General features: G+C 63.5%; 16 protein-coding genes. 2 read left to right on the forward strand and 14 right to left on the reverse strand.

Features of this window, described 5'->3' with window-relative positions:
- Window positions 1–20: 20 nt before the first annotated feature.
- From IB256_RS12390 to IB256_RS12435, 10 genes are all read right to left on the reverse strand, one after another.
- Window positions 21–1,439: an FAD-dependent oxidoreductase gene (locus IB256_RS12390; RefSeq protein ID WP_192293154.1), complete on the reverse strand. Its 1,419-nt coding sequence runs from the start codon at window positions 1,437–1,439 to the stop codon at window positions 21–23.
- Window positions 1,440–1,466: 27 nt separating this feature from the next.
- Entirely contained in the window at window positions 1,467–5,912 is a 4,446-nt protein-coding gene (gltB, locus tag IB256_RS12395; RefSeq protein WP_192293156.1) for a glutamate synthase large subunit, read from the reverse strand.
- A 461-nt stretch (window positions 5,913–6,373) separates the two neighbouring features.
- Window positions 6,374–8,065, reverse strand: coding sequence for an AAA family ATPase (locus tag IB256_RS12400; protein ID WP_192402749.1), 1,692 nt, complete (start codon window positions 8,063–8,065; stop codon window positions 6,374–6,376).
- A 6-nt stretch (window positions 8,066–8,071) separates the two neighbouring features.
- Window positions 8,072–9,178: a 3-dehydroquinate synthase gene (aroB, locus tag IB256_RS12405; protein ID WP_192293160.1), complete on the reverse strand. Its 1,107-nt coding sequence runs from the start codon at window positions 9,176–9,178 to the stop codon at window positions 8,072–8,074.
- Window positions 9,179–9,228: 50 nt separating this feature from the next.
- Window positions 9,229–9,747, reverse strand: a complete 519-nt coding sequence (gene aroK, locus IB256_RS12410) for a shikimate kinase AroK (protein ID WP_081515781.1) — start codon at window positions 9,745–9,747, stop codon at window positions 9,229–9,231.
- 8 nt (window positions 9,748–9,755) lie between these two features.
- Window positions 9,756–11,834 (reverse strand): type IV pilus secretin PilQ, encoded by a 2,079-nt coding sequence (gene pilQ, locus IB256_RS12415; RefSeq protein ID WP_192293162.1) that lies wholly within the window; start codon window positions 11,832–11,834, stop codon window positions 9,756–9,758.
- Between the two features lie 53 nt (window positions 11,835–11,887).
- The gene (gene pilP / locus IB256_RS12420; protein WP_192293164.1) at window positions 11,888–12,412 is read right to left on the reverse strand and encodes a type 4a pilus biogenesis lipoprotein PilP; all 525 of its coding nucleotides are present in this window, start codon (window positions 12,410–12,412) and stop codon (window positions 11,888–11,890) included.
- Window positions 12,409–13,071, reverse strand: coding sequence for a type 4a pilus biogenesis protein PilO (pilO, locus tag IB256_RS12425; protein WP_192293166.1), 663 nt, complete (start codon window positions 13,069–13,071; stop codon window positions 12,409–12,411). Before pilO ends, pilP begins: the two co-directional genes overlap by 4 nt.
- Window positions 13,068–13,661, reverse strand: coding sequence for a type 4a pilus biogenesis protein PilN (gene pilN, locus IB256_RS12430; protein ID WP_192293168.1), 594 nt, complete (start codon window positions 13,659–13,661; stop codon window positions 13,068–13,070). The genes pilO and pilN overlap by 4 nt, the downstream gene beginning before the upstream one ends.
- Window positions 13,661–14,725, reverse strand: coding sequence for a pilus assembly protein PilM (locus IB256_RS12435; protein WP_017520515.1), 1,065 nt, complete (start codon window positions 14,723–14,725; stop codon window positions 13,661–13,663). Before IB256_RS12435 ends, pilN begins: the two co-directional genes overlap by 1 nt.
- A gap of 186 nt (window positions 14,726–14,911) precedes the next feature.
- On the opposite strand from IB256_RS12435, the gene IB256_RS12440 reads away from it, so the two are divergent.
- Together IB256_RS12440 and IB256_RS12445 are read left to right on the forward strand one after the other, a co-directional pair.
- Entirely contained in the window at window positions 14,912–17,341 is a 2,430-nt protein-coding gene (locus tag IB256_RS12440) for a penicillin-binding protein 1A (protein ID WP_192402751.1), read from the forward strand.
- Between the two features lie 176 nt (window positions 17,342–17,517).
- Window positions 17,518–17,985: a hypothetical protein gene (locus IB256_RS12445; RefSeq protein ID WP_192293172.1), complete on the forward strand. Its 468-nt coding sequence runs from the start codon at window positions 17,518–17,520 to the stop codon at window positions 17,983–17,985.
- Here the strand turns inward: IB256_RS12445 and IB256_RS12450 are convergent.
- The 4 genes from IB256_RS12450 to fba form a co-directional block, all read right to left on the reverse strand.
- Complete coding sequence (locus tag IB256_RS12450; protein ID WP_081515415.1) at window positions 17,979–18,473, reverse strand: YgjP-like metallopeptidase domain-containing protein; 495 nt, start codon at window positions 18,471–18,473, stop codon at window positions 17,979–17,981. The genes IB256_RS12445 and IB256_RS12450 overlap by 7 nt on opposite strands.
- A gap of 49 nt (window positions 18,474–18,522) precedes the next feature.
- Window positions 18,523–19,293 (reverse strand): class I SAM-dependent methyltransferase, encoded by a 771-nt coding sequence (locus IB256_RS12455; protein ID WP_192293174.1) that lies wholly within the window; start codon window positions 19,291–19,293, stop codon window positions 18,523–18,525.
- A gap of 37 nt (window positions 19,294–19,330) precedes the next feature.
- Complete coding sequence (locus IB256_RS12460) at window positions 19,331–19,762, reverse strand: hypothetical protein (RefSeq protein WP_192293175.1); 432 nt, start codon at window positions 19,760–19,762, stop codon at window positions 19,331–19,333.
- Window positions 19,763–19,850: 88 nt separating this feature from the next.
- Complete coding sequence (gene fba / locus IB256_RS12465; protein ID WP_138213927.1) at window positions 19,851–20,915, reverse strand: class II fructose-bisphosphate aldolase; 1,065 nt, start codon at window positions 20,913–20,915, stop codon at window positions 19,851–19,853.
- Window positions 20,916–21,016: the final 101 nt, after the last annotated feature.

Raw genomic sequence — 21,016 nt, forward strand, 5'->3', positions numbered from 1 at the left:
TTCGCCTACGTGGATCGCACTCAGACGCCCAGGTAGTCCAGGATGCCTTCGGCGGCGGTGCGGCCCTCGAAGATCGCCGTCACCACCAGGTCGGAACCGCGGACCATGTCGCCACCGGCGAAGATCTTCGGGTTGCTGGTCTGGTGCTTGAACTGCGAGGCGGCCGGGGCGATGACGCGACCCTGGCTGTCGATTTCCACCTGATGCTGGTCGAACCACGGGGCCGGGCTCGGGCGGAAGCCGAAGGCAATCAGCACGGCTTCGGCCGGGATGATTTCCTCGGAACCCGGGATCGGCTCGGGGCTGCGACGGCCACGGGCGTCCGGCTCGCCGAGACGGGTCTCGACGACCTTCACGCCTTCCACCTTATCCTCGCCGACGATGGCGATGGGCTGGCGGTTGAAGAGGAATTTCACGCCCTCTTCCTTGGCGTTCTTCACCTCTTTGCGCGAGCCGGGCATGTTCTCTTCGTCACGGCGATAGGCGCAGGTCACGCTCTTGGCGCCCTGGCGGATGGAGGTGCGGTTGCAGTCCATCGCGGTGTCACCACCGCCCAGCACCACGACGCGCTTGCCCTTCATGTCGACGAAGTCTTCCGGCGACTTCTCGAAGCCCAGGTTGCGGTTCACGTTGGCGATCAGGAAGTCCAGCGCGTCGTGCACGCCGGGCAGGTCCTCACCGGGGAAGCCGCCTTTCATGTAGGTGTAGGTGCCCATGCCCATGAACACGGCATCGTACTCATCGAGCAGCTGCTCCATGGTCACGTCCTTGCCGATCTCGGTGTTCAGGCGGAACTCGATGCCCATGCCGCTGAAGACTTCACGACGGCGCGAGAGCACCTGCTTCTCCAGCTTGAACTCGGGAATGCCGAAGGTCAGCAGCCCACCGATTTCCGGGTTCTTGTCGAACACCACCGGGGTCACGCCATTGCGCACCAGCACGTCGGCGCAGCCCAGGCCCGCCGGGCCCGCGCCGATCACCGCGACGCGCTTGCCGGTGGGCTTGACCTTGGACATGTCCGGGCGCCAGCCCATGGCGAAGGCGGTATCGGTGATGTACTTCTCCACCGAGCCGATGGTGACCGCGCCGAAGCCGTCGTTCAGGGTGCAGGCGCCTTCGCACAGGCGGTCCTGCGGGCACACCCGGCCGCAGACTTCCGGCAGGGTGTTGGTCTGGTGGGACAGTTCGGCGGCGGCGAGGATGTTGCCTTCGGAGACCAGCTTCAACCAGTTGGGGATGAAGTTGTGGACCGGGCACTTCCACTCACAGTACGGGTTGCCGCAGCCCAGGCAACGGTGGGCCTGGTCAGCCGCCTGCTGCGGCTTGAACAGGTCGTAGATTTCCACGAACTCGCGCTTGCGCTGGCGAAGAAGCTTCTTCTTCGGATCCTTGCGCCCGACTTCGATGAACTGGAAGTCATTGTTAAGACGTTCAGACATTTTCAGACCTCATCAAACTTCTGGCGCTTATTGCGGGTTGGCACGAGTGCTGGTCAGCAGGGAACCGAGGCTTGCCGCCTTCGGTTTCACCAGCCAGAACCGACGCAGGTAGTCGTCGAGGTTCTCCAGCAGATGTGCGCCCCACTCGCTCGCCGTTTCCGCCACGTACTCGACCAGCACCTTGCGCAGATGGTTGCGCTGGGCCTCCATCGCCTCGCCGCTGATGCGCTGGATTTCCACCAACTCATGGTTCACGCGGTCGACGAAGGTGTTGTCCATGTCGAGAACATAAGCGAAGCCGCCGGTCATGCCGGAGCCGAAGTTGTAGCCGGTCTTGCCCAGTACGCAGATGAAGCCGCCGGTCATGTATTCGCAGCAGTGGTCACCGGTACCTTCAACCACGGCATGGGCGCCGGAGTTGCGCACGCCGAAACGCTCGCCCGCGGTACCGGCGGCGAACAGCTTGCCGCCAGTGGCGCCGTACAGGCAGGTGTTGCCGACAATGGCCGATTCCTGCGACTTGAATGGGCTGCCCTTGGGCGGGGTAACGATCAGCTTGCCGCCGGTCATGCCCTTGCCCACGTAGTCGTTGGCGTCGCCTTCCAGGTACAGGTGCAGGCCGCCGGCGTTCCACACGCCGAAGCTCTGGCCCGCAGTACCCTTGAAGCGGAAGGTGATCGGCGACTTGGCCATGCCCTGGTTGCCGTGGACCTTGGCGATCTCGCCGGAAATCCGCGCGCCGATGGAACGGTCGCAGTTGCAGATGTCCAGTTCGTACTCGCCGCCCTTGGCGCCCTGGATAGCGGAGCGCGACAGCTCGACCATCTTCTCGGCCAGCAGGCCCTGGTCGAACGGCGGGTTCTTCTCGACTTCGCAGAACTGCGGCTTCTCGGCCGGGATCAGGTCGCTGCCCAGCAGCGGCGTGAGGTCGAGGTTGCCCTGCTTGGGCGTCTCGCCCGGCAGGATTTCCAGCAGATCGGTACGGCCGATCAGTTCTTCCAGGCTGCGCACGCCGAGCTTGGCCAGCCACTCACGGGTCTCGCTGGCAATGAAGGTGAAGAAATTCACCACCATGTCCACGGTACCGATGAAGTGGTCCTTGCGCAGCTTGTCGTTCTGGGTGGCGACGCCAGTGGCGCAGTTGTTCAGGTGGCAGATACGCAGGTATTTGCAGCCCAGGGCGATCATCGGCGCGGTGCCGAAACCGAAGCTCTCGGCGCCGAGGATGGCCGCCTTGATGACGTCCAGGCCGGTCTTCAGGCCGCCGTCGGTCTGCACCCGGACCTTGCCGCGCAGGTCGTTGCCGCGCAGGGTCTGGTGCGCCTCGGCGAGGCCCAGCTCCCACGGGGAACCCGCGTACTTGATGGAGGTGATCGGCGAAGCACCGGTACCGCCGTCATAGCCGGAGATGGTGATCAGGTCGGCATAGGCCTTGGCCACGCCGGCGGCGATGGTGCCGACGCCGGGCTCGGAAACCAGCTTCACCGATACCAGCGCCTGCGGGTTGACCTGCTTGAGGTCGAAGATCAGCTGGGCAAGGTCTTCGATGGAGTAGATGTCGTGGTGCGGCGGCGGCGAGATCAGGGTCACGCCGGGGACCGCATAGCGCAGGCGGGCGATCAGGCCGTTGACCTTGCCGCCAGGCAGCTGGCCACCTTCACCAGGCTTGGCGCCCTGAGCCACCTTGATCTGCAGGACTTCGGCGTTGACCAGGTATTCCGGGGTGACGCCAAAGCGGCCGGTGGCCACCTGCTTGATCTTCGAACTCTTCAGCGTGCCATAGCGCGCCGGGTCTTCACCGCCCTCACCGGAGTTGGAGCGCCCACCCAGGCGGTTCATGGCTTCGGCCAGGGCCTCGTGGGCCTCCGGCGACAGCGCACCGAGGGAGATGCCGGCGGCGTCGAAGCGCTTGAAGATGGATTCCAGCGGCTCGATCTCGTCCAGGCTCAGCGGCTGCTCGACGGTCTTCACCTTGAGCAGGTCGCGCAGCATCGACACCGGGCGGCTGTCCACCAGAGCGGTGTATTCCTTGAACCTGGCGTAATCACCTTGCTGCACAGCGGCCTGCAGGGTGTTCACCACATCCGGGTTATAGGCGTGGTATTCGCCGCCGTAGACGAACTTCAGCAGGCCACCCTGCTGGATCGGCTTGCGGTTGTTCCAGGCCTCGAAGGCCAGCAGCTTCTGCTCGTTCTCGATGTCGAGGAAGCGCGCGCCCTGGATGCGGCTCGGGGTACCCGGGAAGCACAGGCCGGTGACTTCGTCGGCCAGGCCGATGGCTTCGAACAGCTGGGCGCCACGGTAGGAGGCGATGGTGGAGATGCCCATCTTCGAGAGGATCTTCAGCATCCCCTTGGAGATGCCCTTGCGGTAGTACTTGAAGACCTCATAGAGGTCGCCCAGCACTTCGCCGGTACGGATCAGGTCGGCCAGCACTTCGTAGGCGAGGTACGGGTAGACCGCGGACGCGCCAAAGCCCACGAGAACCGCGAAGTGGTGCGGGTCACGGGCGGTGGCGGTTTCCACCAGGATGTTGGAGTCGCAACGCAGGCCGGTCTGCACCAGGCGGTGGTGCACGGCGCCGACGGCCAGGGCCGCATGCACCGGCAGCTTGCCGGGGGCGATGTGACGGTCGGACAGCACCAGCAGCACCTTGCCGGCGCGCACGGCTTCCTCGGCCTGATCGGCGATGTTGCGTACGGCCGTTTCGAGGCCGACGGACTCGTCGTAGTTCAGGTCGATGTGGTGCAGGTCGAAGCCCGGACGCTCCAGGTTCATCAGGGTCCGCCACTTCGCCGGGGAGATCACCGGGGTGGTCAGGATCGCCTGGTTGGCGTGGTGCGGAGACTCTTCGAAGATGTTCTGCTCGATGCCCAGACAGGTTTCCAGGGACATCACGATCGCTTCGCGCAGCGGGTCGATCGGCGGGTTGGTGACCTGCGCGAAGACCTGGCGGAAGTAGTCGTAGGGCGAGCGGATGCGCTTGGACAGCACCGCCATCGGGGTGTCGTCGCCCATGGAGCCGACCGCTTCCTGGCCCTGCTCGGCGAGCGGGCGCAGCACCTGGTCACGTTCCTCGAAGGTGACCTGGAACATCTTCATGTATTGCTTGAGCTGGTCGCCGTCATAGCTGGCAACGCCCTGGTCATCATCCAGGGTCGCCTGGATGCGCAGCGCGCTCTGGCGCAGCCACTGCTTATAAGGGTGGCGCGACTTCAGGCGGTTGTCGATGTCCTCAGTCTGCAGCAGCTGGCCGGTCTCGGTGTCCACCGCGAGGATCTGGCCCGGACCGACACGGCCCTTGGCGATGACGTCCTCGGGCTTGTAGTCCCACACGCCGATTTCCGAGGCGAGGGTGATGTAGCCGTTCTTGGTGGTGACCCAGCGCGAGGGACGCAGGCCGTTGCGGTCGAGCAGGCAGACGGCATAGCGGCCGTCGGTCAGCACGACGCCGGCGGGGCCGTCCCACGGCTCCATGTGCAGCGAGTTGAATTCGTAGAACGCGCGCAGGTCGGCGTCCATGGTCTCGACGTTCTGCCAGGCCGGCGGAATGATCATGCGCAGGCCACGGAACATGTCCATGCCGCCGGTGACCATCAGCTCGAGCATGTTGTCCATGCTGGAGGAGTCGGAGCCCACGCGGTTGACCAGCGGGCCGAGCTCGTCCAAGTCCGGCATCCACTCGTTGGCGAACTTGGCGCGACGGGCCTGGGCCCAATTGCGGTTGCCGGTGATGGTGTTGATCTCGCCGTTGTGCGCCAGCAGGCGGAACGGCTGGGCCAGCGGCCATTTCGGCAGGGTGTTGGTCGAGAAGCGCTGGTGGAAGACGCAGATGGCGGTCTTCAGGCGCTCGTCGGAGAGGTCCGGATAGAAGGCGGCGAGGTCCGCCGGCATCATCAGGCCCTTATAGATGATGGTCTTGTGCGAGAAGCTGCAGATGTAGTGATCGGCGTCCTCGGCGTTGGCCACGGAGGAGCGGCGACGGGAGCTGAACAGCTTGACCGCGAATTCCTGGTCGGACAGGCCTTCGCCGCCGATGAACACCTGTTCGATCTGCGGCAGGCGCTCCAGCGCCAGGCGACCCAGGACGCTGGTGTCGATCGGCACCTTGCGCCAGCCGACCAGCTTCAGGCCGGCGCGCTCGATCTCGCGATTCATGTTCGCGCGGGCGGCTTCGGCTTTCACCGGGTCCTGATTGAAGAAGACCATGCCCACGGCGTATTGGGCGGGCAGCTCGGCGCTGAAGGACTCTTGGGCCACGGCGCGCAGGAACTGGTCGGGCTTCTGGATCAGCAGCCCACAGCCGTCCCCGGTTTTCCCGTCCGCGTTGATCCCACCTCGGTGGGTCATGCAGGTCAGTGCTTCGATGGCGGTTTGCAGAAGTTCGTGGCTTGCCTCGCCCGTCATATGGGCGATCAGACCGAATCCGCAGTTATCCTTGAACGTCTCAGGATGGTACAGACCTGCTTTCATAGGGAACTCTCACCGGCAAAACTTTTATAAATTCCAGGGTCTGCTGACGTTTCGCCATCGCCCTGTTTCGCCGTACAGGCTCGTTTCCCGCGCACCCCAAAGGCTCGGGCCGCATCTATCGTGCAGCGCCGTTGTAGCCCCTGGTTCACCTGGAATGACCGCTCCGCGCGAGATGCCACGTCTTACCCAACGTGGCGGCGGTTCCGGCCCTGGCCATGACGAAACGTCAGCAGACCCTCTTCAAGCACTTCGCCTGTCTACTCGCTCAAGCGGCAAGTTTCCGATAGGCAAAGGGAGGTCATTGTACACATGGGGAAAGCGACGTCACTGTTTTTTTTGACGCACTGCTGACACCCGATGTCGCATTTTTATAAGAATGCAGCAAAAGACACAAGCCAATAAAAAAGCCGAGCCCCAGGGTATGGGGCTCGGCTTTTTCAGCATTGCGACACTGCGACCTTTCAGCGCGCCCCGGCGATGTCCTGCTGGATGCTGGAGAACGGACGAGCCCAGGGCTTGGAAGCCTGGATCTTCGCCGGCAACTTCTTGATCGCCGCCTGCGCGGAGGCGCGGTCGGCGAAGCTGCCATAGGTCACGACGTAGAACGGCTTGCCCTGCAGGTTCTTGCGGAAGTAGCGGTAGTCGCCGCCGCCCTGCTGGCTGATGAAGGCCTTCGCGCTGGCTTCGGAGCCGGTGCCCAGCACCTGCACGGAGTAGCGCGAACCGGCCTGGGACTGGTACCAGCTGCTGCCGCCGGCACTACCGGTTGCTGCGGCGGGCTTGCTAGCAGCAGTCGCCGGCTTGGCGCTGGCAACGGTGGTGGCGGGCTTGGTCACAGCCGGCTTGGCGGCCTGGGCGGGCTTGGCCGGCGCGGTGGCGGCCGGCTTGACCGGCTCCGCACGCGGCGTGGGCGCAGGAGTCGGAGCTGGCTGGATCGCAGCCTGCTGCTGGACGGGAGCCGCCGGCACCGGGTTCAGTGGTTTCGGGCCATTGTTCGCCAGCGGGGTCACCGGCGGCGCGGTGGTGGTCACAGTGGGAGGGATGGCTGCCGAAGGCATGCCGCCTTCGTCGGCATCTTCCTGGCCACCGGCCTGGGCCATGGGTTCGCGGATCACCGGCTGGCTTTCGCCCACCAGCGGCAACGGCAGCGGCTGGTTGGAGCCGGCGAACTCCACCGACGGGCCATTGCCCTGGGCATCCGGCTGCGGCTGCGCGCCCGGCTGCGGAGCAGCAGCGCCACCCAGCGGCAGTTGCGACGAAGTCTGCGCAGTGGTGTTGCTCGCAGTCTCCGGCTTGGTAGTCTTGCCCTGCATGAACCAGGCGGCGATGACGCCGATGGCAACCACGCCAAGGATCGCCAGGTGCTTCTTCGGCAGCTTGAAGCCGGCACCGGCGGCTTTGCGCTCGCCACTGCGGTCAGCCAGCATCGCCTCGATCATGGCGTCGCGGGCGGTCTGGTTGATGGTGCCGGGCCAGCCGCCGGACTGCTCGTGGATGTCAGCCAGCAGGTCGGCCGAGATCAGCTCGATACCCTGTCCTGCACCCTCGAGGCGTTGCGCCAGGTACTCACGGGTCTCTTCCTCGCTGTACGGCTGAAGCTCGATGGCGTGGAAGCGCTCCTCGCCCTCGGACAGCACCTCGAGGCGCGACAGCAGCTCGGGCTCGCCGAACAGGAAGACGTGCAGGCGCGCTTCGGAGTTGCCGGCCGCCAGCAGCAGCAGAACTTCGAGGGCGTCGTCGCGCAGTTGCTCGGCGTCATCCACCAGCAGGTAGACGTCCTGGCCGGTGATCGCCAGCTGGGCGACCTTGGCGAGGATCGGCTCGATGCTGGTCTGGGTGATGCCCAGTCCTTGTGCGAGCTGACGCAGCAGAGTGGCTTCATCGGTCACCGAGCGACCGGAAATCACTACGCTGGAGACGGCGTCCTTGTTGGTGCTGGCCACCAGGGCCTGGCGCAACAGGGTCTTGCCACTACCCAGCGGGCCGGTCACGGCCAGCAGCAGCTGGCTGTATCGCGCCAGGTGGTGCAGCTGACCCAGTACGGGCTTGCGCTGCGCCGGAAAGAACTTGAAGCCCGGAACCCGCGGTGCGAACGGGTCGTGACTGAACTGGTAGTGGGCCAGGAAGGCCTCATCGGCATGCAAGCTGGACATGGGACCTCAGTGTTCTCCTGCCTGACCGACCAGTGCCTGGTAGTCAGCGCGCAGTGTTTCTTCCAGAATCTCACGGGGGAATTCGGCGGTCACGACCGCGCCCCCCAGCCCTTGGAGCAATACCAGACGCAGACGGCCATCGAGCACTTTCTTGTCAACGGCCATGTGCTCGAGAAAATGCTCGGCGTTCATTTCCTGCGGCGGGACCACCGGCAGCTTCGCTGCGGAGAGCAGACGGATGCCGCGATCGAGCTCGGCCTTTGTCAACCATCCCAGCCGATGCGACATCTCAAGTGCCATCACGGTTCCCGCACCCACGGCTTCGCCGTGCAGCCACACGCCATACCCCATGTGGGTCTCGATGGCATGGCCGAAGGTGTGGCCCAGATTGAGGGTGGCCCGGACGCCGGTTTCCTTCTCGTCGGCACCGACTACGCGGGCCTTGGCAGCGCAGGAGCGCTCGATGGCTTCGGTCAGCGCTGTCGGCTCCAGCGCCAGCAGATCATCCATGTGCGCTTCCAGCCAGGCGAGGAAAGGCTCGTCGCAGATGAACCCGTACTTGATCACTTCCGCCAGGCCCGCCGACAGCTCGCGCGGCGGCAGGGTCTTCAGGGTCGCGGTATCGATGATCACAGCCTGAGGCTGGTAGAAGGCCCCGACCATGTTCTTGCCCAGCGGGTGGTTGATGCCGGTCTTGCCGCCCACGGAGGAATCGACCTGGGACAGCAGGGTGGTCGGAACCTGAATAAAGTCGACGCCGCGCTGGTAACAGGCTGCGGCGAAACCGGTCATGTCGCCGATGACGCCGCCGCCCAGGGCGATCAGGGTGGTCTTGCGGTCGTGCCGCGCGGTCAGCAGACCATCGAAGATCAGCTGCAGGGTTTCCCACTGCTTGTAGGCTTCGCCGTCGGGGAGCACGACCGTGGTGACCTTGTAGCCGGCCAGGGTCTTCTGCAGTCGATCCAGGTACAGCGGCGCGATGGTTTCGTTGGTGACGATGGCTACCTGACGGCCACGGATGTGCGGCTCGAAGTAGCGCAGATCATCCAGCAGCCCTTCGCCGATATAGATCGGGTAGCTGCGATCGGCCAGATCGACGTTGAGTGTGCGCATGAAACCCCCAGGCAATAAAGGGGACTAGGATACCGCAGATTGCAGCGCCGTTAATGGCGCTCCAGCTCACGCAGGCGCTCGATGATCTCCAGCACGACAAGACGCGGAGGCCGCTCGTCGGTTTCGATGATCACGTCGGCAATTTCGCGATAAAGCGGATCGCGCATCTGCATGAGATCACGAAGGATCTGCTCCGGATTGGGCTTCTGCAGCAACGGGCGATTCTTGTCGCGCGCCGTACGGGAAATCTGCTGCTCGACCGAAGCGTGCAGGTAAATCACCTTGCCGCCACCCTTGAGGATGAGCCGATTGGCGTCACGCATGACGGCGCCGCCGCCCGTGGCGATGACCATGCCCCCTTCATCGCACAGCTCGGCCAGCATCGCCTGCTCACGCTCACGGAAGCCAGCCTCGCCCTCGACATCGAATATCCAGGGGATGTTGGCTCCGCAGCGCTGCTCGATTTCTTTATCCGAATCTTTGAAGACGAGGTGAAGCTCTTTGGCGAGAAGACGCCCGATGGTGCTTTTACCAGCCCCCATCGGGCCTACCAGAATCAAATTGGACACGACATTGATCAACGGCCGATTGCAATGGCCTGATTATTCATGATCCGCGGGGTAAGGAAAACCAGCAGCTCGTTCTTGCTGTCGGTCACATAGTCGTTCTTGAACAGGCGGCCGATCATCGGCACGTCGCCCAGGAACGGCACCTTGGCCGTGGACTTGGTCTGGGTGTTGGAGAACACGCCACCAATCACGATGGTTTCGCCATCGTTGACCAGCACTTTCGCGTTCACCTCGTTCTTCTTGATCGGCGGTACGCCGTTCAGGGCGTTGGCGTAGTCCGGCTCGTCCTTGTTGACCTTCACTTCCATGATGATGCGGTTGTCCGGAGTGATCTGCGGGGTCACCTCCAGGGACAGCGCCGCTTCCTTGAAGGACACCGAGGTCGCGCCGCTGGAGCTGGCTTCCTGATAGGGAATCTCCGAGCCTTTCAGGATCTTCGCGGTTTCCTTGTCCGAAGTGACGACCTTCGGCTGGGACACCACCTCACCGTTACCGGTTTTCTCCATGGCGTTGAGCTGGAGGTCCAGAATGGTGTTGCTGGTGGTGAAGCCGATGCTGATGCCCGAAGTCGGAGTGGTGCTTGAAGCCCCAAGGTCAACGAAGGTGTTTCCGGTGCTGTTGGTGCCGCCGGAGACATCGAAGTTGCCATGACCGGAGAGCGAGCCGCTCCAGTTCACACCCAGCTCCTTGGTGTAGTCGACGTTGGCTTCGACGATGCGCGCCTCGATCATCACCTGACGGACCGGAATGTCCAGCTGGGCCACGATGCGGCGGAGCTCGTCCAGGCGATCCTGGGTCTGGTAAGCGATGATGCTATTGGTACGGTCATCCACAGTGATCGAGCCGCGATTGTCGCCCTGTGCAGCCACCGCAACGCCGGGAGCGGAGGCACCGCTACCCGTGACAGAGCTGAACAGCTTGGCAATGTCCGCCGCCTTGGCGTAGTTCACCTGAATCAGCTCGCGACGCAGCGGAGCCAGCTCGGAGATCTGCTTCTGCGCTTCCAGTTCTTGACGTTCGCGAGCCGCGATCTCGTCAGCCGGCGCGACCAGCAGCACGTTGCCGACCTTGCGCTTGTCCAGACCCTTGGTCTTGAGCACCAGATCCAGCGCCTGATCCCACGGCACGTTCTGCAGGCGCAGAGTGATGTTGCCCTGCACGGTATCCGAAGCCACCAGGTTCAGGTCGGTGAAATCCGCGATCAGCTGCAGCACCGAGCGCACATCGATGTCCTGGAAGTTCAGCGACAGTTTTTCACCGGTGTAGGCGAAGGTGTCCTTCTTGCGCTTCTCGGCATCGTCCTGGGTCAGCGGCTTGATGCTGACGGTCATGCGATTGTCGGTCTGGTAGACGAGGTAGTCGTACAGGCCGGTCGGCTCGATGGTGATGCTGGCCTTGTCGCCAACCGTAGAAGCGTTGACCAGTTGCACCGGCGTCGCGAAGTCCTTCACGTCCAGACGGACGCGCAGATTGTCCGGCAGTTGGGTACGCGGGAAGTCCAGGCGGATCTTGCCGCCCTGCTCCTGGATGTCCGGGCTGACAGTCGGATCGGACAGATCGATCACGACATTGCCTTCGCCTTGCTCGCCACGCTGGAAGTCGATATTACGAATCGCCTTGCCAGCCGGGACGTACGGCTTGGGCTGAGCGGGCTTGGCCGCCGGAGCCGCTGTCGGCGCCGCGGAGGCATAGGAGCTGGAAGTCGCTGCGCCCGCGCCCACCACGACGAACAGGTTCGAACCTTCCGCACGGGTACTGTAGGGCACGAGGGTCGCCAGGTTGACGATCAGGCGAGTACGGTCCTTCGCCTCGACCACGGTGAGGCTGCGGGCATTACCCACGCCCAGCTCGCGGTTCTTGCTGCCCAGTTTGTTCTGCACACCCGGCAGGTCCAGCGCGATTCGCGCCGGCTGCTCGATGGTGTAGCCACGCGGCGCAGCCACCGGCTCGTCGAAGCCCAGCTTCAGCTCCACGCGATCACCCGGCAGCGCCGCCACGTCGACACTCTGCAGGTTCGCGGCCAGCAGGGCCGGCGCGAATACGGCCGCGAGCACGGAAATGCCGAGGCGGGAAAGCTTTCTATTCATCGTCTGAATCCGTCGTGCAGACTGCTGTTTGTTATCCATGTTCATCCCCGCCCTTAGGAGCGTTCCTTGAGAGTCAGACTGCGCGGACGCTCCAGCCAGCCACCCTCACCATCAGGAACGATTTCAATCACGTCGATCTTGGCTTCGTTGATCGCAACGATCTTGCCGTCGTTACGCCCAAGGTAGTCACCCACTCGCACCCGATGCACCCCTCCTGCACCTTTCACGAGGGCAAATACCTGACTGTCCTTGGCCAGGGTGCCGACCATTTCAAAGGTTTCGATGTTGAAGCCTTCGAGGAACTGCTTGACCCGCGTCTCATCGGGCTTGATGACCCTGTTGCCCTTCTGCTTGACCGCCAGGTCGATCTTCACCGGCGGCTGGAACGGGCTGCGCAGGGATGAAGCGCTATAAGTAAAGGCCTCGTAGGTCTGGAACTTGGGCAGCGGCTCGATCGTCCCCTTCGGGCGAGCGCGGACTTCGTCCATGTAACCCTGCAGGTCGGCAAAATCACTACCCGAACCACAACCGTTCAAGGTCAGGAGCAGGAAACTGCAAATGATCAGGCGCCCCCTCATTTCTTAGCTCCTGTCTTCGCTCCAGCCGCCGGGGCAGTTGCCTTCACGCCCTTGTCGTTGTACCGATAGGTTTTCGCCAGGATGCTCATGCGCAGCTTGGAGGTGCTGTCCGAACTCGCCGGCTTGATGTCGAAGTCATGCAGCGTGACGATCCGCGGCAGGCTGGACACGCCACTGACGAAGGTCGCCAGGTCGTGGTATCCGCCTACGACGCTGATCTGGATCGGGAGCTCGATATAAAACTGCTGAGTCACTTCCGGCAGCAGCTTGATCTCTTCGAACTCCAGACCGCTACCCAGGCCGGTGCGGGTGATGTCTTCCAGCAGGCCGGGCACCTCGGTATCACTCGGAAGCTGACGCAGCAGGGCACCGAAGGATTCTTCCATCTCCTTCATCTGCACCTTGTAGGCTTCCAGATTCGCCGCCTGGAAGGCCTTGGTCGAGAACTGCTGCTTGAGGGTCTGCTCTTCCTGGCGATTGCGGTCGAGCTGGTCCTGCAGGTCCTTCAGATGGAAGTTGTAGCCAAGCGCGAGAACCACGGCCATCAGCAGGATACAGGCGATGACCTTGACTGCTGCCGGCCAGGAACCAAGGTTATTCAGGTCAAGATCGTTGATATCGACCTTGCGCAAGCTCTCAAGAGAACTGGCCAGACTCATTTCTTGGCTCCTTGCGGGGTACTCTGCTTGTCCTGTTCCTCGCTACCGGGCTGGGTCTGCTGCACCGTCAACTGGAAGACGTTTGCCTGATCCAGGGCGCCCTGGGTGACAGCCTTCACTTCGGTCAGGTTCGGCGAAGTCAGCCATTCCGACGAATCGAGGTTGCGCATGAGGTTGGAGACGCGGTTGTTGGACTCGGCCGCGCCGGCAATGGCAATGGACTTCCCGGCCATCTTCAACTCAGTGAAGTAGACGCCATCAGGCAAGGTGCGGACCAGTTGGTCGAACACCCGGCCAATGATCGGACGGTTACCCTGCAGGTCCTGAATGATCTTCATCCGCTCCAGCAATTGCTGGCGACGGGTCTTCAGCTCACTGATCTCCTTGATGCGCGCATCCAGCACGGCGATTTCCTTGCGCAGGAAGTCGTTGCGCGCAGCCTGGTTCTCGATGGCAGAGTTGAAGTACTGATCCCCCAGGAAAACGATCGCCCCGGAAGCCAGCAGAACGGCACCCAGGATCACCAGGAAGCGCTGCTTGCGTTCCTCGCGCAGCTGCTCCCGCCACGGCAATAGGTTGATGCGTGCCATCAGTCGAAACTCCTCATCGCCAGACCGCAGGCAATCATCAGCGCGGGCGCATCACTGGCCAGCGCACCAGCGTTGACCTTGCCGCTCAGCACCATGTCCGCGAAAGGGTTGGCCACCAGGGTCGGAGTGCCGATCTTCTGCTGGATCAGGCGATCCAGGTCAGGAATGGACGCAGTGCCTCCCGCCAGCAGGATGTAGTCCACATCATTGAACTGGCCGGCCGCGAAGAAGAACTGCAGCGAACGCGACACCTGCTGAACCACGGCGTCCTTGAACGGCTGCAGCACTTCGCTGTCGTAGTCATCCGGAAGACCGCCCTGTTTCTTGGCGAGACCCGCTTCCTCGACCGACAGCCCATAGCGACGCTGGATCTCCTCGGTGAGCTGACGCCCGCCGAACAGCTGCTCACGCGTATAGATGGTGCGGCCATGGTGCAGGACGCTCAGCGTGGTCATGGTGGCGCCGATATCGACCACCGCAACTGTGAGCTCGTCGGCATTGCCGCCCAACTGGTCTCCCAGCAGACTGAACGCTCGCTCCAGCGCGTAGGCTTCGACGTCGACGACCTTGGCCGTCAGGCCCGCGAGCGCCAGCGCAGCTTCGCGCACCTCGACGTTCTCCTTCCGGCATGCGGCGAGAAGAACATCGACGCGATCCGCGTTGCGTGCGGACGTGCCCTGCACCTCGAAGTCGATCGCGACCTCTTCGAGGGGATAGGGGATGTACTGGTCGGCCTCGATCTTGAGCTGATTCTCCAGCTCGTCGTCCGAGAGTCCGCCATCCATCTCGATGGTTTTAGTGATGACCGCCGAGCCGGCAACCGCGACCGCAGACGTCTTCACTGCGGTCCGCGCCTTGGCGACCACACGTGACAACGCCTGGCCGACACCCTCCAGCTCAGCGATGTTCTTTTCTACCACTGCATTGGGCGGGAGCGGCTCGACAGCGTAGGCCTCTACCTTGTAGCGGCCTCCAGAGCGGCTCAATTCGAGAAGTTTGACCGAAGTCGAACTGATGTCTATCCCCAGCAGCGTGTTCGCTTTCTTATTGAAGAGCCCTAGCACGACTGATTTCCTATCAGCATCCGAGACTTACGGACGATTTATGTTTTTCCACATTAGATACCAGACTTGACAGCTTCGCAAATGGCTCGCCAGCAAAAAAACTGCTTATAATGTGATCAGCTTTTCCCTTTTTACCGCGCCATCCGCTTAACTCTTTCTTTTCCCTGGAAATCCAAGACCTTCCCGATGCGCCTGCTGAAGTTTCTGTGGTGGACCTGCGTCACCATTATTTGTGGAGTGCTGCTCAGTTTCAGCGGCGCCTATCTGTACCTCAGCCCGAACCTCCCGTCCGTGGAGGCCTTGCGCAACGTGCGGCTGCAGATGCCGCTGCGCGTGTACAGTGCTGATAACAAATTGATAGCAGAGTTTGGCGAGATGCGCCGAACGCCGATTCGATTTGCTGAAATCCCCCCGGATTTCACCCACGCACTGTTATCGGCTGAAGATGACAATTTCGCCAACCATTATGGCGTGGACGTCAAAAGCCTGATGCGTGCTGCCGCGCAATTATTGAAAACCGGCCACATCCAGACCGGCGGCAGTACCATCACCATGCAGGTGGCGAAGAACTACTTCCTCACCAACGAGCGAAGCTTCTCCCGCAAGATCAACGAGATTCTGCTCGCCCTGCAGATCGAGCGCTCGCTCACCAAGGACGAGATCCTCGAGCTCTATGTCAACAAGATCTACCTGGGCAACCGCGCCTACGGCGTCGAAGCCGCCGCCCAGGTCTATTACGGCAAGTCCATCAAGGACCTGAGCCTGGCGCAGATGGCGATGATCGCCGGCCTGCCCAAGGCACCGTCGCGCTACAACCCGCTGGCCAACGCCGCACGCAGCCTGGAGCGTCGCAACTGGATTCTTGAGCGCATGCTCAAGCTCGGCTTCATCGACCAGCCGCGTTATCAGGCCGCTATCCAGGAGCCTGTTGGTGCGTCCTACCACGTCCAGACTCCGGAGCTGGCGGCCCCATACATCGCCGAGATGGCCCGCGCCGAACTGGTCGGCCGCTTCGGTGGCGATGCCTACACCGAGGGCTATCGCGTCTACACCACGGTGCGCAGCGACCTGCAGGAAGACGCCAACACCGCCCTGCGCGAAGGTCTGCAGGATTACGATCAGCGACACGGCTACCGCGGCCCCGAGACGCGTCTCCCGGGCAAGACTCGTGACGCCTGGCGCCAGGCCATCGCGCAGCAGCGTCCGCTGGGCGGCCTGGAACCAGCCATCGTCACCCAGGTCGAGAAAAGCGGCGCCATGGTCATGACCCGCGACGGCAAGGAAGAAGTCCTGAGCTGGGACGGCATGAAATGGGCCCGCCCCTACCTGAGCAACAACAGCATGGGCCGCATGCCCAGCCAGCCCAGCGACGTGGTGCAGGCCGGCGACGTGATCCGCGTACAGCGCAAGGACGACGGCTCGCTGCGCCTCACCCAGGTGCCCGCCGCGCAGAGCGCCCTGGTGTCGCTCAACCCGCAGGACGGCGCGATCATGGCGCTGGTGGGCGGCTTCTCCTTCGAGCAGAGCAACTACAACCGCGCCACCCAGGCCCGTCGCCAGCCCGGCTCCAGCTTCAAGCCGTTCATCTACAGCTGTGCGCTGGACAACGGCTTCACCGCCGCCTCGCTGATCAATGACGCCCCGGTGGTGTTCTATGACGAGTACCTGGACAAGGTCTGGCGTCCGAAGAACGACACCAACACCTTCCTCGGCCCGATCCCCATGCGCGAGGCGCTCTACAAGTCGCGCAACATGGTATCGATCCGCATCCTCCAGGCCCTGGGCGTCGACCGCGCACGCAACTGCATCAGCAAGTTCGGCCTGAACAAGGACGACCTGCCGCCGAACCTGTCCATGGCCCTGGGCACCGCGACCCTGACCCCGATGGAGATCGCCAGCGCCTGGACCGTCTTCGCCAACGGCGGCTTCAAGGTCGCGCCCTACATCGTGCAGCGCATCGAAAGCCGCGACGGGCAGGTGCTTTACCAGGCCAACCCGCCGAGCATTCCGCAGAACGAGGAACAGGTGCAGGCGCAGCCGCAACCGGCCGCCACCGACGCCTTCGGCAACGACGACCCGAGCCAGGCCAAGACCACCATCGAGCCAGCGGCCGCCGAACGCGTCATCGATGCACGTACCGCGTACATCATGACCAGCATGCTGCAGGACGTGATCAAGCGCGGCACAGGCCGTCGCGCACTGGCGCTCAAGCGCGATGATCTGGCGGGCAAGACCGGCACCACCAACGAGTCCAAGGACGCCTGGTTCTCCGGCTTCAACGCCGACTACATGACCACCGTCTGGGTGGGCTTCGACCAGCCGGAAAGCCTCGGCCGCGCCGAATACGGCGGCAACGTCGCCCTGCCGATCTGGATGCGCTACATGGGCGCGGCGCTGAAAGACAAGCCGTCGCACTTGCTGCCCGAGCCGCCCGGCCTGGTCAGCCTGCGCATCGACCCGGTCACCGGCCGTGCTGCGCCTCCGGGCACCCCAGGCGCGTACTTCGAACTGTTCAAGAACGAAGACACGCCGCCATCGATGAACGAACTGGCGCCCGGCAGCGCTCCCGGCAGCGGCATGCCGGCGGACGAAGAAGCGCCGATCGACCTGTTCTGATAGAAAGGCCCCTCCCCGGAGGGGCCTTCTCATTTTCGGGAATCATTCCCGACAAAGTTATGGCATTTCGCCAAATCATTGATTAATCTGGGCTTTGCGGCGGCGAACAACCCCAGGCGACCGACCCCATCCGGCGCGTCAGGGGCTTCCCGCAGCAACTTCATCAGGAGCTTCGCATGCCACGCGCCCTGCCAGGCTGGCTGTTCTGCCTGATCGCCCTTCTGCTCGGCGCACCCTTGCTGCGCCTGCTCGCGCAACCCCGCTCGCTCGAACCCGCACCCGATCTCGTCTATCTCGACCAGTTGTTTGCCGTGCTGATCGCCAGCGCCGGCCTGGCTGGGATGCTGATCGCCTTCCTGCTGCGCCTCGCCGGGCGAGTCCTGGTGGCATCGGCCCTACTGGTGCCGGCAATCGCTCTTTGCGCATGGCACCTCACCCATACCCACCTCGGGCCGGTTTCGCCCACGACGGAGCAGTACGAATGGCTGCTGGCAGGCCTGGCGACCTATGCGCTGGTGCTGGCGGGCGTCAATTGGCTGAACCGGGGCGAGAGCGGCCCGCGCACGGCGCTGCGCTATCTGGGCTTCGCCCTGCTGCTGCCGTGGTGCCTGGGGCTGCTCTACCTGGGGCGACTGTACTACTGAGGCAGGTCGCGCCAGGTCAGATAGACACGCAGGTCGAACTCCAGCTGGTGATAGCCGGGCAGCATGTGCTCGCAGAGCTGGTAGAAGGCCTTGCTGTGATCGCGCTCCTTCAGGTGCGCCAGTTCGTGGACGACGATCATCTGCAGGAATTCAGGGGCCGCGTCCTTGAACAGCGAGGCGACGCGGATTTCCTTCTTCGCCTTGAGCTTGCCGCCCTGCACGCGGGAGATCGCCGTGTTCAGGCCCAGCGCACGCTGCACCACGTCCAGCTTGTTGTCGTAGAGCACCTTGTCCACCGCGGGCGCGGTGCGCATGTACTGCTGCTTGAGGTCCATGGCGTAGCCGTACAGCGCCTTGTCGCTCTGCACGTCATGACGACCCGGATAGCGGCGCTCCAGGTACTCGCCGAGGCGGTCCTGCTCGATGAGCTGGCGCACCTGATCCTGAAGTTGTGGCGGATAGGCCTGGAGATAGCGAAGCGGCTGCATGGGATACGACTGGCGGAGGAAACGCCCACCAGTCTACCGCATTCCCCGGTCAGGCCAGCGCGCGGGTGCTGTAGGCCTCGGTGCGATAGGGGAAGGCGACTTCGCTGCGCCCCTTCAGCGCGGGGTGCGTGGCGATCAGCTCGTGAAGTTGCTCGGCGACCCGCTGCTTCTGCTCGTCGGGCAACGCCGCGATGAAGCTCACCGACAGGGTACGCGCGACAATCACCTGCTCCGGCGGGCCGATGTGCTGGTAGCTGAATTCGCGCAGGCGCAGGTCTTCGAAGCGCGACCCGGCAAAGGCGCGGCGCCACTGCCCGGTGTGGAAGCGCGGCGTGCTGCCTTCGTAGCGTTCGAGAATGCGCGTCACCTGGGCAACCCAGTCGACGCGCTCGTCGCGCACATTCCAGACCAGCCCCAGGTGGCCGCCCGGCCGCAGCACGCGATGGATTTCCTCGAGCGCCCGCTCGTCGGCGAACCAGTGGAAGGCCTGGGCGCAGGTCAGCGCATCGACGCTTTCCGCCACCAGCGGCATCGCCTGGGCTGTGCCATCGAGCACCTTCACGACGGGCAGTGAAGCGCCGAGCTGCTCGCGCATGGCCGCCACCGGCTCGATGGCGGTGACCTGCGCACCGGTGCGCAACAACAAGGAAGTGAACTTCCCGGTACCTGCGCCGAGGTCGACCACTTCCTTGCCGGCACCGATGCCCAGCTCTTCGCCGAGCCAGCCCAGCAGCTCGTCCGGATAGTCCGGGCGCCCATGGGCGTAGGCCTTCGCTTCACGGGAGAAACCTTCCTGCGCACTGCCATGTACATCCGTCATCGTGCCTCCAGAGCCCGCCCGGCCCGAGCACCAGCGCTCAGCGGAACCGGCAGGCCTTGCCGTCGAGAGTGGTCTTTCCATCAAGGTAACTACGGTAGCAGCTGAGCAGACGCGATTCCTTGATACGGCAGCGCTTCTGCCGGCATTCGCTGGAGAACTCGAAGCGGCCACCATCCGGATCGGCGAGCTGGATGCGGATCGCCGGCCAGCCTTTCTTCGGCGCCTTTTCCGGCGTGCTGAGTACGCGCTTCTCGTTTTCTACCAGGGCTGCGCCCGCCTCGGCATAGTCGAAGACGAACAGCAGGGTGCGCGAGGTCTTCAGCGTGCACTCCTGATGGGTCAGGCAGTTCTGTGCGTCCACCGGCAGGTCCACCGGCGGCTCGGCCGGCGGCGCAACAGGCGCGGCCGGACGCAGCGAACAAGCGCTGAGAAGCGTCAGCAGCAGGACACAAAACAACGCACGCAGCATCGGCAATTTCCTTCTGGCGAATACGAAAGAGCCCCGCAGGGCGGGGCTCTTCAGCTCTTATGGAACAGAGCAGGGACCAGGCGCGGGATCAGTTGACCTTCGACACCAGCTCACCCTTGGCGTAACGCTGGAACATGCCTTCCAGGGAAATCGGCTTGATCTTGGAGGCATGGCCGGCGGTGCCGAAGGCTTCGTAGCGGGCGATGCAGATATCGCGCATGGCGACGATGGTCTGGGCGAAGAACTTGCGCGGGTCGAACTCGCTCGGCTGCTCGGCCATCATGCGGCGGATGGCTCCGGTGGAGGCCAGGCGCAGGTCGGTGTCGATGTTGACCTTGCGCACGCCGTGCTTGATGCCTTCGACGATTTCCTCGACCGGCACGCCGTAGGTTTCCTTGATGTCGCCGCCGAACTCGTTGATCACCTTCAGCCACTCTTGCGGCACCGAGGAGGAGCCGTGCATCACCAGGTGGGTGTTGGGGATGCGCTTGTGGATTTCCTTGATGCGCTCGATGGAGAGCACGTCGCCGGTCGGCGGCTTGGTGAACTTGTAGGCGCCGTGGCTGGTGCCGATGGCGATGGCCAGGGCATCGACCTGGGTCTTCTTGACGAAGTCCGCGGCTTCTTCCGGATCGGTCAGCAGCTGGCTGTGGTCCAGCACGCCTTCGGCGCCAACGCCGTCTTCCTCACCGGCCATGCCGGTTTCCAGGGAGCCCAGGCAGCCCAGTTCACCCTCCACGGACACGCCGCAGGCGTGGGCGAAGGCAACGGTCTGCTGGGTGACGCGGACGTTGTAGTCGTAGTCGGCCGGGGTCTTGCCGTCTTCCTTCAGCGAGCCGTCCATCATGACGGAGGAGAAGCCCAGCTGGATGGAGCGCTGGCAGACGTCAGGGCTGGTGCCGTGGTCCTGGTGCATGCACACCGGGATGTGCGGGAATTCTTCGATGGCCGCGAGGATCAGGTGGCGCAGGAAGGGCGCACCGGCGTATTTGCGGGCACCAGCGGAGGCCTGCACGATCACCGGGGAATCGGTCTTGTCGGCCGCTTCCATGATGGCGCGCATCTGCTCGAGGTTGTTGACGTTGAAAGCCGGAACGCCGTAGCCGAACTCGGCGGCGTGGTCCAGCATTTGGCGCATGCTGATGAGTGCCATGGTCTTCGCTTCTCCCAGAAGTCAGGCTCGGTTGCACGAGCCCCTTAACTACATGTTTGGAAGCCTGCCGCAGGGGCAGGCCGTGTTCAAGTCTTCCGGCG

Source organism: Pseudomonas sp. PDM17 (genome assembly GCF_014851985.1).
Lineage (GTDB): Bacteria > Pseudomonadota > Gammaproteobacteria > Pseudomonadales > Pseudomonadaceae > Pseudomonas.

Coding starts and splice junctions, on each gene's coding strand:
- IB256_RS12390 (WP_192293154.1), bottom strand. CDS start 1,439: ATGTCTGAACGTCTTAACAATGACTTCCAGTTCATCGAAGTCGGGCGC.
- gltB (WP_192293156.1), bottom strand. CDS start 5,912: ATGAAAGCAGGTCTGTACCATCCTGAGACGTTCAAGGATAACTGCGGA.
- IB256_RS12400 (WP_192402749.1), bottom strand. CDS start 8,065: ATGTCCAGCTTGCATGCCGATGAGGCCTTCCTGGCCCACTACCAGTTC.
- aroB (WP_192293160.1), bottom strand. CDS start 9,178: ATGCGCACACTCAACGTCGATCTGGCCGATCGCAGCTACCCGATCTAT.
- pilQ (WP_192293162.1), bottom strand. CDS start 11,834: ATGAATAGAAAGCTTTCCCGCCTCGGCATTTCCGTGCTCGCGGCCGTA.
- pilP (WP_192293164.1), bottom strand. CDS start 12,412: ATGAGGGGGCGCCTGATCATTTGCAGTTTCCTGCTCCTGACCTTGAAC.
- pilO (WP_192293166.1), bottom strand. CDS start 13,071: ATGAGTCTGGCCAGTTCTCTTGAGAGCTTGCGCAAGGTCGATATCAAC.
- pilN (WP_192293168.1), bottom strand. CDS start 13,661: ATGGCACGCATCAACCTATTGCCGTGGCGGGAGCAGCTGCGCGAGGAA.
- IB256_RS12440 (WP_192402751.1), top strand. CDS start 14,912: ATGCGCCTGCTGAAGTTTCTGTGGTGGACCTGCGTCACCATTATTTGT.
- IB256_RS12445 (WP_192293172.1), top strand. CDS start 17,518: ATGCCACGCGCCCTGCCAGGCTGGCTGTTCTGCCTGATCGCCCTTCTG.
- IB256_RS12450 (WP_081515415.1), bottom strand. CDS start 18,473: ATGCAGCCGCTTCGCTATCTCCAGGCCTATCCGCCACAACTTCAGGAT.
- IB256_RS12455 (WP_192293174.1), bottom strand. CDS start 19,293: ATGACGGATGTACATGGCAGTGCGCAGGAAGGTTTCTCCCGTGAAGCG.
- IB256_RS12460 (WP_192293175.1), bottom strand. CDS start 19,762: ATGCTGCGTGCGTTGTTTTGTGTCCTGCTGCTGACGCTTCTCAGCGCT.
- fba (WP_138213927.1), bottom strand. CDS start 20,915: ATGGCACTCATCAGCATGCGCCAAATGCTGGACCACGCCGCCGAGTTC.